Below are 15,020 nucleotides of genomic sequence, written 5' to 3' on the forward strand. Positions count from 1 at the left end.
TTCTGTTCGTTATGGTGGCCGGCATGGAACGATCACTCCGGTCCGCCCGAATAGCGACCTTCACGTACTTCATCCTCTGCGGGACGCTCATGGGTACCTGGGTGGTGCACATCCCGGCCATCGAGCATCAGGTGGGCATCAGCCACGCCACGCTCGGCGGCCTGCTGGTGCTGCTCGGGCTCGGCGCCTTCGCCGGCATGCAGGTGGCCGGGCGGCTCACGGATCGGCTGGGGTCGCGCGTCGTGGTCCCCACCGCCGGGGTGCTGTGCGGCGCGACTTTGGTACTGCCGGGCCTGGCCCGGGAGTCGTGGACGCTGGCAGCGGCGCTGTTGGTGTTCGGGTTCTGCAACGGGTGTCTGGACGTGAGCATGAACGCCCATGCCGTCCACGTGGAGAAGGCCTACAGCCGGCCGGTGATGTCGGCGTTCCACGCCGCGTTCTCCGTCGGCGGGGTGGTCGCGGCGGTGATCGCGGCCGGCGTCTCCGGCATGGGGATGAGTGCTGCGTGGGCGCTCGCGGTGACGGGGGTCGTGGGCATCGTGATCGCGCTGGCCACGGGGCGCCTCTTGCTGCCGGCTGTGCCTGCCGAGCCGACCACGCCGACCACGCCGACGACTCCGGCTGAGCACGCTTTGGCGGCCGAGTACGCACCAGCGGCCGGCCCGCGCCGCGCCGGCCGACAGATCTGGATCCTCGCCGGCCTGGCTCTGATGATCATGCTGTGCGAGGGGGCCGCCAACGACTGGAGCGCCCTGCACCTGAAGGACGTCCTGGGCGCCCCGGCCGGCACCGCGGCCTTCGCATACGGCACCTTCGCCGCCGCGATGACCCTCGGCCGCCTGCTCGCCGATCGGGTGTCCGCGCGCTTCGGCGCCATGGCGATCCTCCGCTATGGCGCGGCCGTCGCCGCCGTCGGGATCACGATCGCGGCGCTGTCGCCGTGGATCTGGTCCGCGTTCGCGGGCTGGGCGCTGTTCGGGCTGGGCCTGTCCGGCTGTGTCCCCCAGCTCTTCAGCGCGGCCGGGCACGCCGACCCGGCGGCCGCGGGGACCAACGTCTCCCGCGTCGCGGGCCTGGGGTACGTCGGCATGCTCGCCGGGCCCGCCGTCATCGGCTGGATGACCCATGTCGTGGCCCTGAACCACGCGTTCCTGCTGCTGACCCTGATGTGCGTGATCGCGGCGGCGACCGCCGGCGTGCTGCGCGCCGAGAGGGCCGCTCCCATCCAGGTCTTGTCCAGCGACCTGGTCTGATCGGTGCGTGGTACCGTCCTGCCACTTACGGGGTAACACGTAGTGGGTGGGGCGGGGTATGTCATCGGACACTGAGCTGGCCGCTGCGGCCGAACCGGCGGTTCCGGATCAGGGCGAGGCCGGGGATGATCTGGCCGCCTTCGATCCGCCGCGTGCGGGCAACCGCTTCTCCACCCGGGTCGACCGCTTCGTGCGCCGCGACGTGTTCGGCGTCAACGCCGCGGTGCTGCTGTTCGTCCTGGCCCCGCTGGCCTTCGGCTTCTACGCGCGCCTGCACTGGTCGGCGTACTCCTTCCCGCCGGACAGCCGCTACTACGTCGTGATGGCCCTGCGCGATCTGGGCTGGAGCGATGCCCACGCGCTGGCCAAGCAGTTCGCCAACTCCGGGACGGTCGCGGAGCCCTGGTACTTCGCGCACACCGACCCGGCCTGGCTCATGGTCCAGTCCCGCATGCTGTACCCCTTCTTCGCCGCGCCGTTCGTCGCGGTCTTCGGCGTCGCCGAGGGGATGCCGATCGCCGCGATGGTGGCGTTCGCCGTGATGCTGTGGGCGGTGACGCGGCTGGTGCAGCGGCTGTACGGCCCGACCGCCGCGCTGGCCGCCGGCGGGGTGCTCGGCATGTGCGGGTTCCTGATGACCCTCGCCGAGGCGGTCACCGACTCGGTGGCGATCGCGGTGCTGGCGCTGATCCTGCTGAACCTGCCGCTCGGCCGGCGGGCCCGCGCGCACAACCTGATCGCGCTGGCGCTGCTGTCCGTGCTGCTGGAACTGAGCCGCCAGGTGATGCCGACCGCCGCCGTCATGGCCTTCTTCGCGTGGGTGTGGGCGACCGCGTTCCCGGGGCGCGGCCGGTCCCGGCGGCTGCGCAACGACTGGCTGTGGCCCTCGATGATCGTCGCCGGGACGACCGTGTTCGTCCACCTGCTGGAGGCCAAGATCTCCGGGCGCGGGGCCGGGTCGCAGGTGTCGCAGGTGACCTCGGACCCCTTCCAGGTCGCCTGGACCATCACCCGTTACGACGTGCTCAGCACGCTGCAGGGCGACAAGGCGCTGTCGGTGCTGCTCGCCGGCGCGCTGCTGTTCGTCGTGCTCCGTTTCACCGACATCGTCTCGGGGCTGCTGCTCGGGGCGCTCGGCGGCACCTACGTGATCATGATCGCCGGCGTCGACCCCTCCCACATGCGCTACGAAGCGATCATGTTCCCCGTCGCGGGCCTCGCGGTCGGGGCGCTCTTCCACCACCTGGCGCCGGCGTCCCTGCGCGGCGGCGTCGTCGGCGAGGGCACGCTCCGCTCGGACCGGCTGGCACCGGTCGACACCTGGTGGCAGCGCGGTTCGCGCCGGGTTCCGGCGCTGGGCGCGTTCAGCGTCGTGGGGCTGGCGGTGCTCGTCGGATGGTCGGCGACGCACGGCTCGGAATCCATGGTCGACACCGTGCCCACGGCGCCCGCGGCCGCGGCCGCGCTGGCCGGGACCTCCCACGCCACGCACCCGGCGCACATCATCTCCGCCGAGGAGACTCTGTCCGAGGAGTTCACCCAGGCCGAGAACATGCTTCAGGGCAAGACCTCCGTCTTCCTCATCTACGCGGACTGGCGCCACCCGATGCGCTTCCGGCCGTTGGCCTCCGGCCAGCCCGGCTGGAACCACCGCAGCCCGGACGGCACCGTGGTGATCTACCCCGGCGATCTGGCGCCGTCGGACTGGACCGGCCTGGCCAAGGCCTTCACCTACAACGGGACCCTCGACGCGGGCACGGTGAAGGTGACCTCGCGGACGACCAGCGCCTACGGGGAGGACGTGTCCTTCACGGTCATGGCCGGCCAGACCCCGCACCACGGGCACGCCACCGTCCTGTACCCGGTGCGCGCGGCGCTGCCCGGCTTCGTCACCGAGATGGTCTTCGACTCCTGAGGTTCTGACCGCGACGCAACCTTTCCCGTACGCCCACGCGTACAGCGCTCGACACATCGGCGAGTGAGGGGAGAGGGCATGACGGGAAGACGATCGGAGTCCGACGCGACGGACTTCGACGCCGTGTACGCGGCGACCGCGCCGCGTCTGGTCGGCCAGCTCTATCTGTTGATCGGCGACCTCACCGAGGCGCAGGACTGCGTGCAGGAGGCGTTCGCCCGCGCCTGGCTGCGGTGGGACACGCTGACCGACGGCCGCGGCGACCCGGTGGGCTGGGTCAAGACCACGGCCTACCGCTTGGCCGTCTCGCACTGGCGGCACTGGAAGTCCGGACTCAAGGCCCTGCGAAAGCACGGGCCGCCCTCCGATTCTCCTGGGCCGTCGCCGGACGCCGTGGCGCTGCGCGACGCCCTGGCCAAGCTGCCCAAGGGACAGCGCACCGTGCTGGTGCTGCACCACCTGAACGACATGCGGGTCGAGGACGTGGCCCGCGAACTCCGGGTCGCACCCGGCACGGTCAAAGCCCAGCTGTCCCGGGGCCGCGCGGCGCTCGCGCTCCTGCTCTCCGACTGGCACATGGATGTTCTGGCGACGGAGGAATCCCATGCATGACAACGACATCTTCACCAGCGCGACGCGGGCCGAGGACTGGACACACCTGGCCGGCACCGGCGCGGCAGCGCGGGCCGAGAGCGCTCGTCTGCGGCGGAGGCGCTATGCGGGGATCGGCGGAGCCACCGCAGGAGTCGCGGCGGTCGCGGTCGGCGTGGTCGCGATCGCGGGCACGTTCGGTGGCGGCTCGGCGGCCTACACCCCGACGCCGGCGGCTCCGACGTCGGCGGTCTCGAAGCCGGCGGCCCCGGCGACGAGTCCGGCGCATCCCGCTTCCAGCACATCGCAGGCTCCTGCGAAGGGGACCATGGGGGCGCTGTTCGAGCAGTGGAAGTCGTGCCCCGACTCGGAGTTGAGAGCGGATGCCGCTCCGGGCGATCCCGCAGACCTCCAGCAGCGCTGGCGGGACACCTGTCATCGCACCATCGCTGCATTGACCGCGTTGTTGCCGGACTACGAGGTCACCCCGGCTGTCGCGAGCATCGGGTTGCCCAAGGACGTCCCGCCCCAGGACCTTCTCAGCCCGGCGCTATTCGACGCGCCCTCGTTCGTCGTTCCTCCTGGCTACACGCCGCATATGGGGATCGCCACGTACCGCGTCGTCAGCAAGGACGGTGCCAGCAGCGAGATGTTCATCCACGGACTGGGGCGTGAGGACAAAAGCAAGCCGAGCACTGGCGAAGCCGTCACCCTGCCGAACGGTTTGAGTGCCTGGCTGACTCTCGGCACCGCCCTCGCGTCGGGTCAGCCCGGCTACGAGATCTACATCCTCAACCAGGGCAAGACCTTCTACGCGTTCACCGTGGGCAAGCCGGACTTCGACTTCAAGAGCCTGGTGACGAGTCCGCAGTTCGCGGAGATGGCGGCGAAGGACTTGGCGGCGCCGGCGGAATGAGCCCTGGTCGGACCACGGCTATGGCCGGGCGCCTTCGACGTCCGGCCATACGTGGCGCAGGCTCTGCTCCGCCCAGTCGTCGGGGACGTCGGACGTGGCGACGTACCGCGCGTAGAACGCGCCGATCAGCATGCTGGCGAGGACTTCGGGATCGGCCGACCCCGGCAACTCGCCGGACCCGACCCCCTCGGCCAGGGCGTCGCGCAGCGCCGTCCGGCGCGGCTCGACCAGCCGGGTGCGGAAGGCGGCGAGCACCTCCGGATTGCGGCGCTCCTCGGCCAGGAGGGTGCCGACGACCGCCATGGAGTTCTCGCGCAGGAGATTGGCGTGGAAGTTCCGGAGAATCGCCAGGGCCCGGACGCGGGGCGGGCCCGAGCCGTCGGGCAGGCCCTCGACGCGCAGCGAGTCGATCACCGCGACGGCCAAATCGGCCTTGCTGCTGAAGCGGCGGCGCACGGCCGGGACCGTCGTCCCGGCGACGGTCGCCACGGACTCCATGGACATCCCGGCGTAGCCGGCTTCACGGAGCTGCTGCTCGGCAGCCGCCAGGATCGCCGCGTCCAGCTCGGGATTCCGCGGTCGGCCCGCGGGGCGGGTGGGGGGAGCTTCCACTGTTGATCCTCCTGCGGAGGATTGTATTCCGGCCTCCTGCCACATTGTAATTGTGGTGGTTTCACTACTCAGCTCAGGTCGACTCAGCTCAGCGGCCCGAAGAACGCGCGCAGATCCGCCGCCAGCAGTTCAGGGCACTCCATCGCCGGGAAGTGCTTCCCGCGCTCGAACTCGCTCCAGTGCGCGGCGGCTTCGGCCGGGACCAGCTTGCGGACCGTCGGGTCCGCGCCGAAGACGGCGTAGCCGTGCGGCACGGGGGAGGGGGCGCCCCACTCGGAGGAGTGGAACTGGTCGTAGAGGGTGTGGGCCGCCGAGGCACCGGCGCCGGTGAACCAGAACAGGCTCACGGTGGTCAGCAGTTGGTCGCGGTCGATCGGGAGGTCGGTCCACTGCTCAAACTTCTCCGCGATCCACGCCAGTTGCAGGACCGGGGAGTCGACCAGGCCGTAGCCGATGGTCTGGGGGCGGCTGTTCTGGATGGCGAGGTAGCCCGATCCCTCCTTCCGGAACGCGGTCATCCGCTCCAGGGCCAGGGCGTCGACCGGGTCGGTCGGGTCCAGGCGGTCGGCCAGGCCCGGCAGGAAGGTGGCCACGTTCGCCGCGGTCTGCGGGTCGGTGGTCACGTGGATCCCGGTGACGTGCTCGGCGTCGAAGCCGGCGACCAGGCCCGAGACGCCGCTGCCGACGTCGCCGCCGTGCACGCCGTAGCGGTTGTAGTCGAGGCGGCGCATGAGCTCGATCCAGGCCCGGGCGGTCCGGCTGAGGGCCCAGCCCTGCGCGGCGAGGGGAGTCGAGAACCCGTATCCGGGAAGTGAGGGCGCGATGATGTGGAACGCCGGCTCTTCGGCGCTCCCGGGGGCGACCAGGTGCTCGATCAGGTTCGCGAACTCGGCGACCGAGCTCGGGAAGCCATGCGTGAGCAGCAACGGCTTGGCGTCGGGGCGCGAGGACCGGACGTGCAGGAAGTGGATCCGCTGGCCGTCGATCTCGGTGACGAACTGCGGGAAGGCGTTCAGCGCCTTCTCCTGCGCGCGCCAGTCGAACCCGCTCCGCCAGTACTCCGCGAGCTCCTTCAGGTAGTCCACGGGCACTCCGCGCTCCCATCCGGCTCCCGGTACGGACGCGGCCCAGCGGGCGTTGGCCAGGCGCGCGTGGAGATCGTCGAGCTCTGCCTGCGGGACGGCGATCTGGAAGGGCTGAATCTCGGTGGTCATCGGGTGCCTCCACTTGGTGCGGTCAGTAAGGCCACCGTAGAAACCATTGCGGAAAGGTTCGTTCCGCGATCTCGGATACGGTTCGAGAATGTTGGAGACCTCGGCGCGGCTGCTGCGGCTGCTGTCCCTCTTCCAAGCCCGCCGCGACTGGACCGGCGGCGAACTCGCCGAGCGCTTGGGTGTGACCACCCGCACCGTCCGCAACGACGTCGAGCGCCTGCGCGAGCTCGGCTATCCGGTCGAAGCCAGGCCCGGCGTGGCAGGCGGCTACCGCCTCGGCTCCGGAGCCGCGCTGCCTCCGCTGCTGCTGGACGACGACGAGGCGGTGGCCGTCGCTCTGGGCCTGCGGGTCGCGGCCGGCGGAGCCGTCGCGGGCATCGAGGAGACCTCGCTCAGCGCCCTGGCGAAGCTGCAGCGCATCCTGCCGGCCCGGCTCCGCCACCGCGTCGAGTCGTTCGGCTCGCATGCCCTGCCGGTTCCGGCGCGCACTCCGCCGGTGGACGCGGAAACCCTCACCACGCTGGCCCTGGCCTGCCGGGACCAGCTGGCCGTGCGCTTCGACTACGAAGCCCACTCGGGCGGGTCGTCCCGCCGCTCCGCCGAGCCCTACCGCCTGGTCCACCGCCGGCAGCGCTGGTACCTGTTCGCCTGGGACCTGGAGCGCGCGGACTGGCGCACGTTCCGCGCCGACCGGATCGGCACCCTCGGGCCGCCGGGCCCTCGCTTCGCGCCCCGGCCCACGCCGCCGGACGCCGAGATCGCCGCGCGGGTCGACAGCGGCGTGGCGCGCGGGACGTGGCGGTACACGGCGCGGGTGATCGTGGACGCGTCCGCCGAGCATGTCCGGGCCCGCATCCCGACGCCGATCGAGATCGAAGAGCTGCCCGACGGCCGGTGCGCCTTCGCGCCGGGGTCCGACGACCCCGAGCGGCTGGCGCTGTATCTGGGCATGCTGGGCGCCGACTTCGAGGTGGTGCAGGCCCCGGAACTGGTGGCGGCCGTGGAGCAGGTCATCGCGCGGTATCAGCGGGCGATCGGGGCGGGGGAGGTCTGAGGGCCGTCCCCCGGATGGATCATTGGCGCCGTTCCCGGACTACGGAGCTGCCAACCTTGCGAGGGAGGCAGGTTGTCCGGTCCGGCAGCCGATGATCTTGGAGGGCGCCATGGCCAGGTCCGCGGAGCACCGTACGCACCGGACTCCTGAAGAACGCGCCGCGGCGGGCATCGCGGCGCGCGAGGCCACTCCCGTCGAGGAGAACGCGCAGTTCCAGCCCGCCGCCGATCGCGCCGACCCGGTCGCGATCCTTCAGGAGCAGGGCAAGACCCGGGTCCCGGAGCTGGTCCCGGTCCGGTACGGCCGCATGCTCGTCTCGCCGTTCACCTTCTTCCGCGGCGCCGCCGCGGTGATGGCCGCGGACCTGGCGCACACGGCCGATTCCGGGCTGGCCGTGCAGGCGTGCGGGGACGCGCACCTGTCGAACTTCGGCATGTTCGGCTCGCCGGAGCGCAAGCTGGTCTTCGACGTCAACGACTTCGACGAGACCCATCAGGGGCCCTGGGAATGGGACGTCAAAAGGCTGGCAGCCAGTCTGGAGATCGCCGGCCGGGACAACGGGTTCAGCCAGAAGAAGCGGCGCAAGGTCGTCCTGGCGGCGGTGCGCGGCTACCAGCTGGCGATGGGCGACTTCGCCGGGATGAAATCGCTCGACGTCTGGTACGCCCGGGCCGACGTCGACGAGCTGCGGGAGTCCCTGAAGGCGGGGCTCACGAAGGAGCGGCGGGCGACCTTCGACAAGGCCCTGGCCAAGGCCCGCAGGCGGACCAGCACGCGCGCCTTTGGCCGGCTCACCGGCCTGGTCGACGGCGAGCGCCGGATCCTGCCCAGCCCGCCGTTGGTCATGCCGATCCGGGACCTGCTGCCGGACGTGGAGCGCGCCGAGTTCGAGGAGTGGTTCCGCGAACTGCTGGGCGGCTATCGCCGCACGCTGCAAAGCGATCGGCGCTACCTGCTGGACGGATTCGACTTCGTGGACATGGCGCGCAAGGTCGTCGGGGTCGGCAGCGTCGGCACCCGGTGCTGGATCGTGCTGATGCGCGGCCGGGACGACGACGACCCGTTGTTCCTCCAGATCAAGGAGGCGCAGCGTTCGGTCATCGCGCAGTACGGCGGCCGGCCCACCGCCGAGCAGGTCGGCGAGGGCGAGCGCGTGGTCCAGGGCCAGCGGCTCATGCAGACCGTCAGCGACATCTTCCTGGGCTGGGAGAGCGCCGAGGGGATCGACGGGCACAGGCGGGACTTCTATGTGCGCCAGCTCGCGGACTGGAAGGGCTCGGTCGTGATCGAGGGCCTGTCCGACCCGGAGATGGCGGTGTACGGCCGGCTGTGCGGCTGGACGTTGGCCCGCGCGCACGCCAGGACCGGCGACCGGATCGCCATCGCGGCCTACCTCGGCGGCGACGAGGTGTTCCCCGAAGCCGTCGCCGACTTCGCGGCCCTGTACGCCGACCAGAACGAGCGGGACCACGCGGATCTGGAAGAGGCCCGGCGCTCCGGCCGGATCGCTGTCGAGTCCGGACTGTAGGGCGGGAGCAGCTGTGGGCACCGACGCAGCAGCGAACCCGTCCCGGGCAGGGGCGGGGGCACGGGCCGGGAAGACAGTCCTGGCCACCCTGGCTGCCGCCCAGTTCCTGATGGCGCTGGACTCCTCGGTCATGAACGTCTCGATCGCGACCGTCGCCTCCGACGTCGGCACCACGATCACCGGCATCCAGGGCGCCATCACCGCCTATACGCTGGTCATGGCCATGTTCATGGTGCCCGGCGGCAAGGTCGGGGCGATGATCGGCCGCAAACGGGCCTTCATGATCGGCTGCGTGGTCTACGGCTGCGGGTCGCTGACCACGGCGCTGGCCCCGAACCTGACCGTCCTGCTGCTCGGCTGGTCGCTCCTGGAGGGTCTGGGCGCGGCCCTGATCCTGCCGGCGGTCGTCGCGCTGGTGGCTCTCAACTTCCCCGTCGAGCGCCGCCCGGCCGCCTACGGGCTCATCGCGGCCTCCGCCGCCGTCGCCATCGGCCTGGGGCCGCTGATCGGGGGGTTCGCCACGACGTACTTCTCCTGGCGCTGGGTCTTCGCCGGCGAGGTCGCCGTCGTGGCCGTGATCCTGGCGCTGGCCCGGCCCGTCGTCGACCGGCCGGTCGCGGGCCGTCCGCACTTCGACCTGATCGGTGCCTGCCTGTCCGCGGCGGGCCTCGGAATCTTCGTCTACGGCGTGCTGCGCACCTCCGAATGGGGCTGGTTCGTCCCGAAGGCCGGGGCGCCGTCGTGGCTGGGGATGTCGGCGTCGGTCTGGTTGATGCTGGCCGGAGTTCTGGTGGTCTGGCTGTTCCTGCTGTGGCAGGGGCACTTGATCCGCCAGGGCCGGGACCCGCTGGTCGATCCGGGCCTGTTCGCCAACCGGCAGCTGTCCGGCGGCCTCATCATGTTCTTCCTGCAGTTCCTGGTCCAGATGGGCGTGTTCTTCGTCGTGCCGCTCTATCTGTCGGTGGCCCTGGGCCTGTCGGCGATCAGGACCGGCGTGCACATCCTGCCGCTGTCTCTGAGCCTGCTGGCCGCCGCGACCTTGATTCCGCGGCTGTTCCCCCACGTCTCACCCCGGCTGATCGTGCGCTTGGGCGTCCTGGGCCTGTTCGCCGGAGCCCTGGCCCTGACCGCGGCGCTGGACGCCGACTCCAGTGCGGCCGTCGTGACCATCCCGCTGCTGCTGATCGGGGCGGGCATGGGCGCCCTGGCCTCACAACTCGGTGCGATCACCGTCTCGGCGGTCCCGGACAGCCGCAGCGCCGAGGTCGGCGGTATTCAGAACACGGTCACCAACCTGGGCTCCTCCATCGGCACCGCACTGGCCGGCTCCATCCTCATCGGTGCCCTGACGAGCTCGTTCCTGACCACCATCGAGAAGAACCCCGCCGTTCCGGCGAGCGTGAGCGCCCAGGCGACAACGAAGCTGGCCGCGGGCGCCCCCTTCCTGTCCGACGCCCAGCTCTCGGCGGCGCTCGCCGAGGCGAACGTCCCCGCCCCGCAAGCCGAGGCCGTCATGCAGGCCAACGCCTCGGCCCGCCTGGTCGCGGTGCGCGCGTCGCTGGGGGTCCTGGCGCTGGTCGCGCTGATCGGGTTCGCCTTCACCGGGCGGATCCCGAAGCGGCAGCCAGAGGGCGGCGGCGCCGGTTCGGGCGGGAACCGCGAGCCGGCGAACACCTGATCGGACCGCCACGCTCACCGTCACCCTGCCGGTGTAGCACCGCTCGCGGTATCCCTGCCTGCTGGCTTTCCTTGGTGTGAGGCACGGCACTTGCGCCGGCCTTTCGGCTGTCGCAGGTGTCCGCCCAGGGATGGGAGCGCAGTATGTCCGCTACGGGTTCCGATCCGGCCGCGCCCCAGCCCGGCGACGAGGAGGTCGCCGAACTCCGCCGGCGCATCACCCAACTGGAGGCCGAGGCCGCCGCTAGGGAGGGTAAGCGGGAGCACCATCGGGTCCGCACGTTCTTCGCGACGCTGTTGATCATCCTGGCTTCCATCCTGGCTCTGCTGTCGGTGGTGTCGGTCTGGGCGGCCGACACGATCACCGACACCGACCGGTTCGTCGCGACTCTCAGCCCGCTGGCGAAGAACCCGGACGTGCAGGCCGGCGTGGAGAACCGGATCACCAACCTCGTGCTGGACCAGGTCGACATCAACGCGGTGGTCAAGGACCTCCAGCAGGCCGTCAGCAGCAGCAGCCTGCCGCCGGCGACGGCCACCCTGATCTCGAAGCTGAACGGGCCCATCGAGAGCGGCCTGAAGAGCGTGGTCGGCACGGTCGTGGACAAGGTCGTCAGCAGCGACCAGTTCGCCACCGTCTGGACCAACGCGCTGCGCACGGCCCACACCGCGTTCGTGAAAGCCCTGACCGGCAAGGGCGGCGGCGCGGTCAAGCTGAACAACGACGAGGTGCAGATCGATATCGGGCCGGCCGTGGCGCAGGTGAAGGACCAACTGGTGGCCCAGGGTTTCCCGGCGGCCAGCAAGATCCCGACGGTGAACACGACCTTCACCGTCTACAAGTCGTCGAGCCTGAACAAGCTCAAGAACTACTTCCGGCTGCTGCAGATCGTCGGCAACTGGATGCCGATCATCACGGTCGTGATCGCGGCCATCGGCGTCTACCTGGCCCACAACCGCCGCCGGGCGCTGATCGGCACGGCCATCGGGTTCGCGGTGGCGATGCTGGTGCTGGGCATCGCGCTGGCGGTCTTCCGGTCCTTCTTCCTCGACCAGCTCCCGCCGGACGTCAACGCCGGCGCCGCCGGGGCCGTCTACGACGCGCTGATCAAGTTCCTGCGGATCACCACGCGGATGGTCGGGGCCCTGGCCGTCCTGGTCGCGCTCGGCGCGTTCCTGAACGGGCCGACCTCCCTGGCGGTGTGGATCCGCGCGGCGTGCAGCAGCGGGATCGGCGCCATGCGCGCCGTCGCCGACTCGGCCGGGTTCCACGCCGGCCCCGTCGACCGGTTCACGGCCCGCTACAAGCGCTGGATCGGCATCGCGATCCTGCTGATCGCGTCGGTGATCTTCGTGCTCTGGAACCACCCGACCGGCCTGGTGGTGTTCTGGTTCGCCTTCGCCATCGTCATCGCGTTCGCCATCCGCGAGTTCTTCGCCCCGGGGCCCGGTCTGGTGCATCGTGACGAGACCGCGGTCGACGCGGCCGGTCCCCGGCCGGCGTGATCATTCCGGCCTGATCAGTCGGTCGAGTCCGGCGCGGGCGGCGTCTTCAGCAGCCGGGCCACGGCCGGCTCGTGGGCGATCACGTATCCGGTGGCCACGCACACGGTCGCCGCCGTGAAGAGCACGATCAGCCACGAGAACAACGTGAAGACCAGCCCCAGCGGCCCGAACTGGCTGATGCTGCGGTCCAGCGAGTTCGGCACGTAGATCTTCGCCGCGCCCGCCAGCGCCGTCATCGCGACCCCGGTGAGGACCGCGCCGGGCAGCAGCGGCAGCCACGGCATGCGGCCGGCCAGCAGCAGGTACTGCGTCCACCACCACATCAGGCAGGCGGTGGCCAGGGCCATGGGCAGCCCCAGACCCTGCCCGACGCCGAAGCCCTCCCGCACCTTCCCCTGGAACACGAGCACGGCCAGCCACACCACCAGCCAGGCCACCCACCGCCACGCGGCCAGCCGCGCCGCCGCGGGCGGCAGGTGCCAGGACCGCTCGCACAGCCGCTGGAGCACCCGGGAGCACGCGGTCGCCGACAGCAGGGTCACCACGACCCCGATCCCGCCGAAGGTCTCCACCTCGGTGTCATGGCCGGCCTGGAGCGTCCCCCTGATCTCGGCGAGCGGCCGGGAGCCCAGGCCGAGGATGGAGCGCAGCGAGTCCACGAGGTTGTCGCGCACCGCGGCCGGTGCGAAGGCGGCCAGCACGAACAGGACCGGGATGCCGGTCAGGAAGGTCTGGGCGGCCAGGCGGGTGGCGGTGTCGAGGACGTTGACGTGGACCAGCTGGACGGTGAGCTTCCCGACGAACGGGATCGCCCGTGTCCTCTCCGCCAGGCGCATGAGCCGGACGCGGAACCGGCCGAGCCGGCCGTTGCCGGGCGGCTGTGACGGCCCGGGCTCTGATGGCCCGGGCTGTGATGACCTGGGCCCCGGATCCGTCACCTCCGACTCGTGCCCGGAGCCCCGGTGCGGCATGTGGATGGACAGCCATTCGGCGTACAGAGGTGCCGACACCTGTACGCCGAAGCGCGTCGAGAATCAGGGCAGCGGCGGGGTTCCGGGGTCGCCCGGCTGCGCTCCGGCCGGGAGGGCACCGGCGGCCTCGTTCGCGGCCATCGTCATGGCCGGCTCTATGACGGGCTCCGCAATGGGCTTCCCGACTGGCTTGGCGGGCTCCGCGGTGGCCGCCGCGATGGGCGCTGTGGCGGGCTCGACGACGGGTTCCGCGACAGGTTCCGCGACGGGAACCGTCTCGGCGTCCTCGACGGGGCGGTCCCTCGCCAGCTCCTTGCGGAGCTCGCGGATGACCCGGCTCCCGATCTTCTTGGCGACCTTGAACCCGACCAGCAGCAGAACCAGGACGATGCCGGCGGCGCCCCAGGTGAGACCGACGCCGTGCTTGCCCCTGATGAGGCCCACGAGGCCCGCGAAGAGGCAGGCGAGCGTGAAGAAGTAGTAGCAGGCTCTGAAGACCGTGACCATCAGGTGCGCCACGATCTGCTGCCGATCGGCTATCTCGGCCGTCAGCCGCTGGATGTGCTCGACCCTTCTGCGCTGAATCCGCAGGTCGGCCGTATGCGTGGCCATAACCCCATCGTCCACCCGGGGACCTTCGAACACATTCTCTGGAGGTGTTCGGACTCCCCGAATGGAGTATCCACCTCCGACCGGGCAGGCAGCGGCGCATGAGCTGTCGGCCGACCGGGTGACCCCGTCGGCCGACAGCCGGATGACGGCCGCCTAGCGGGCGTGCGCGCGGTGACCGTTCGCCGAGTCCGCGTGCTCGCGCCAGGCGTGCGCGCCGGCGAGCGTCGCGTGCCTGACCTGGTCGAACTTGCCGGCCGCCAGGGCACCTGGGGAGACCTCCCGCCGCCGGGCCCAGGCTGCCACGCCGCGGGTCACGGCGATCGCCGTGATCCCCATGCCGGCGGTGGCGATCATCAGTCCGCCGCCGATGAGCGCGGCGCCGGCCCTGATCATGCCGGTCTGAAAGGGCAGCCCTGTCATCTCGGAATTCGTCATGGTTCCACTCTGCGTCCGCGCTCCCGGTCCGGCATGTCCGCGCGCCCGGTGAGCCACCTCTAAGCCTGGAGCAGCCCGACGATGCCCTTGACGACGAAGTAGCAGCCCACCACCGTCGAGGCGATGACCAGGATCTCCTGGCCGTGGCGGGCGAGCCAGGCGTTCGCCGCCGCGAGCCGGGCGGCGGTGGTCTCGGGGGCGACCAGATAGGTGATGATCGGGATCTCCGCCATGAGCATGACGATGGCCGCGAGCGGGATCACGACGAGGTACTTGGCCGCCGTGGCCATGTCCGACTGGGCCACCGTGTGCAGCGACAGCAGGTAGAGGGGCGACGGCGAGCCCATCGCCAGTCCGAGGACCATCGCGGTCGTCAGGCGGGTGTCGCCCCGGCGGACCTTCACCTTGTGCGGACTACGGCGCGCGACGAACACCGCGAACAACAGGGCCGCGCCGCCGAGGGCCAGATCCAGCGTGGGCGGCGCGGTCGGGTGCAGGCGCTTGTCGTCCAACCCGGTGGCGTCCAGCGCCCCGACGACCGCGAAGCCCACCGCGGCGGTGACCGTGCCCGCGGCGGCCAGGAAGGTGAACGCGAGTTTCAGCGGCCGCGCCCGGGACAGCAGTCCGGCGACGATCAGCAGCGTCGTCGGTGAGAACGCCGCGGCCAGCGCCGGCGGTATGGCATCCCACGGCATGGTCACCTCCACCACTCGCCAAGAAGATCATGACACTGCGG

At 71.1% G+C, this 15,020-nt stretch carries 14 protein-coding genes; 8 read left to right on the plus strand and 6 right to left on the minus strand.

The window, feature by feature from the left end:
• Positions 1 to 23 precede the first annotated feature (23 nt).
• From ABIA35_RS34080 to ABIA35_RS34095, 4 genes are all read left to right on the plus strand, one after another.
• Positions 24 to 1,253 carry an MFS transporter gene (locus ABIA35_RS34080; RefSeq protein ID WP_370360696.1) on the plus strand — a complete coding sequence of 410 codons (1,230 nt, stop codon included), beginning with the start codon at positions 24 to 26 and terminating at the stop codon, positions 1,251 to 1,253.
• A 58-nt stretch (positions 1,254 to 1,311) separates the two neighbouring features.
• Positions 1,312 to 3,168 (plus strand): hypothetical protein, encoded by a 1,857-nt coding sequence (locus tag ABIA35_RS34085; protein ID WP_370360697.1) that lies wholly within the window; start codon positions 1,312 to 1,314, stop codon positions 3,166 to 3,168.
• Between the two features lie 78 nt (positions 3,169 to 3,246).
• The gene (locus ABIA35_RS34090) at positions 3,247 to 3,780 is read left to right on the plus strand and encodes a SigE family RNA polymerase sigma factor (RefSeq protein ID WP_370336280.1); all 534 of its coding nucleotides are present in this window, start codon (positions 3,247 to 3,249) and stop codon (positions 3,778 to 3,780) included.
• Positions 3,773 to 4,675 carry a hypothetical protein gene (locus ABIA35_RS34095; protein ID WP_370360698.1) on the plus strand — a complete coding sequence of 301 codons (903 nt, stop codon included), beginning with the start codon at positions 3,773 to 3,775 and terminating at the stop codon, positions 4,673 to 4,675. Before ABIA35_RS34090 ends, ABIA35_RS34095 begins: the two co-directional genes overlap by 8 nt.
• An 18-nt stretch (positions 4,676 to 4,693) precedes the next feature.
• On the opposite strand, the gene ABIA35_RS34100 is transcribed toward ABIA35_RS34095, so the two are convergent.
• Entirely contained in the window at positions 4,694 to 5,287 is a 594-nt protein-coding gene (locus tag ABIA35_RS34100; RefSeq protein WP_370360699.1) for a TetR/AcrR family transcriptional regulator, read from the minus strand.
• A gap of 83 nt (positions 5,288 to 5,370) precedes the next feature.
• Entirely contained in the window at positions 5,371 to 6,501 is a 1,131-nt protein-coding gene (locus ABIA35_RS34105; protein WP_370360700.1) for an epoxide hydrolase family protein, read from the minus strand.
• A gap of 88 nt (positions 6,502 to 6,589) precedes the next feature.
• On the opposite strand from ABIA35_RS34105, the gene ABIA35_RS34110 reads away from it, so the two are divergent.
• From ABIA35_RS34110 to ABIA35_RS34125, 4 genes are all read left to right on the plus strand, one after another.
• The gene (locus ABIA35_RS34110; protein WP_370360701.1) at positions 6,590 to 7,555 is read left to right on the plus strand and encodes a helix-turn-helix transcriptional regulator; all 966 of its coding nucleotides are present in this window, start codon (positions 6,590 to 6,592) and stop codon (positions 7,553 to 7,555) included.
• Between the two features lie 109 nt (positions 7,556 to 7,664).
• The gene (locus tag ABIA35_RS34115; RefSeq protein WP_370360702.1) at positions 7,665 to 9,083 is read left to right on the plus strand and encodes a DUF2252 domain-containing protein; all 1,419 of its coding nucleotides are present in this window, start codon (positions 7,665 to 7,667) and stop codon (positions 9,081 to 9,083) included.
• 109 nt (positions 9,084 to 9,192) lie between these two features.
• Positions 9,193 to 10,761 (plus strand): MFS transporter, encoded by a 1,569-nt coding sequence (locus tag ABIA35_RS34120; protein ID WP_370360733.1) that lies wholly within the window; start codon positions 9,193 to 9,195, stop codon positions 10,759 to 10,761.
• 143 nt (positions 10,762 to 10,904) lie between these two features.
• Positions 10,905 to 12,266 carry a hypothetical protein gene (locus tag ABIA35_RS34125; RefSeq protein WP_370360703.1) on the plus strand — a complete coding sequence of 454 codons (1,362 nt, stop codon included), beginning with the start codon at positions 10,905 to 10,907 and terminating at the stop codon, positions 12,264 to 12,266.
• Between the two features lie 14 nt (positions 12,267 to 12,280).
• Here ABIA35_RS34125 and ABIA35_RS34130 read toward each other — a convergent pair whose 3' ends face one another.
• The 4 genes from ABIA35_RS34130 to ABIA35_RS34145 form a co-directional block, all read right to left on the minus strand.
• Entirely contained in the window at positions 12,281 to 13,102 is an 822-nt protein-coding gene (locus ABIA35_RS34130; RefSeq protein WP_370336266.1) for a YhjD/YihY/BrkB family envelope integrity protein, read from the minus strand.
• Positions 13,103 to 13,300: 198 nt separating this feature from the next.
• Positions 13,301 to 13,849 (minus strand): hypothetical protein, encoded by a 549-nt coding sequence (locus tag ABIA35_RS34135; RefSeq protein WP_370336264.1) that lies wholly within the window; start codon positions 13,847 to 13,849, stop codon positions 13,301 to 13,303.
• 153 nt (positions 13,850 to 14,002) lie between these two features.
• On the minus strand, positions 14,003 to 14,284 hold the full coding sequence (locus ABIA35_RS34140; RefSeq protein WP_370336262.1) for a hypothetical protein: 282 nt from the start codon (positions 14,282 to 14,284) through the stop codon (positions 14,003 to 14,005).
• Between the two features lie 59 nt (positions 14,285 to 14,343).
• Positions 14,344 to 14,979: a GAP family protein gene (locus ABIA35_RS34145; RefSeq protein WP_370360704.1), complete on the minus strand. Its 636-nt coding sequence runs from the start codon at positions 14,977 to 14,979 to the stop codon at positions 14,344 to 14,346.
• Between the last annotated feature and the right edge of the window lie 41 nt (positions 14,980 to 15,020).

Source organism: Catenulispora sp. MAP12-49 (genome assembly GCF_041262705.1).
GTDB lineage: Bacteria > Actinomycetota > Actinomycetes > Streptomycetales > Catenulisporaceae > Catenulispora.

Bases quoted from the DNA above. Each gene is read 5' to 3' on its own strand.
- ABIA35_RS34080 (WP_370360696.1), top strand. From the start codon at position 24: ATGGAACGATCACTCCGGTCCGCCCGAATAGCGACCTTCACGTACTTC.
- ABIA35_RS34085 (WP_370360697.1), top strand. From the start codon at position 1,312: ATGTCATCGGACACTGAGCTGGCCGCTGCGGCCGAACCGGCGGTTCCG.
- ABIA35_RS34090 (WP_370336280.1), top strand. From the start codon at position 3,247: ATGACGGGAAGACGATCGGAGTCCGACGCGACGGACTTCGACGCCGTG.
- ABIA35_RS34095 (WP_370360698.1), top strand. From the start codon at position 3,773: ATGCATGACAACGACATCTTCACCAGCGCGACGCGGGCCGAGGACTGG.
- ABIA35_RS34105 (WP_370360700.1), bottom strand. From the start codon at position 6,501: ATGACCACCGAGATTCAGCCCTTCCAGATCGCCGTCCCGCAGGCAGAG.
- ABIA35_RS34110 (WP_370360701.1), top strand. From the start codon at position 6,590: ATGTTGGAGACCTCGGCGCGGCTGCTGCGGCTGCTGTCCCTCTTCCAA.
- ABIA35_RS34115 (WP_370360702.1), top strand. From the start codon at position 7,665: ATGGCCAGGTCCGCGGAGCACCGTACGCACCGGACTCCTGAAGAACGC.
- ABIA35_RS34120 (WP_370360733.1), top strand. From the start codon at position 9,193: ATGGCGCTGGACTCCTCGGTCATGAACGTCTCGATCGCGACCGTCGCC.
- ABIA35_RS34125 (WP_370360703.1), top strand. From the start codon at position 10,905: ATGTCCGCTACGGGTTCCGATCCGGCCGCGCCCCAGCCCGGCGACGAG.
- ABIA35_RS34130 (WP_370336266.1), bottom strand. From the start codon at position 13,102: ATGCGCCTGGCGGAGAGGACACGGGCGATCCCGTTCGTCGGGAAGCTC.
- ABIA35_RS34135 (WP_370336264.1), bottom strand. From the start codon at position 13,849: ATGGCCACGCATACGGCCGACCTGCGGATTCAGCGCAGAAGGGTCGAG.
- ABIA35_RS34140 (WP_370336262.1), bottom strand. From the start codon at position 14,284: ATGACGAATTCCGAGATGACAGGGCTGCCCTTTCAGACCGGCATGATC.
- ABIA35_RS34145 (WP_370360704.1), bottom strand. From the start codon at position 14,979: ATGCCGTGGGATGCCATACCGCCGGCGCTGGCCGCGGCGTTCTCACCG.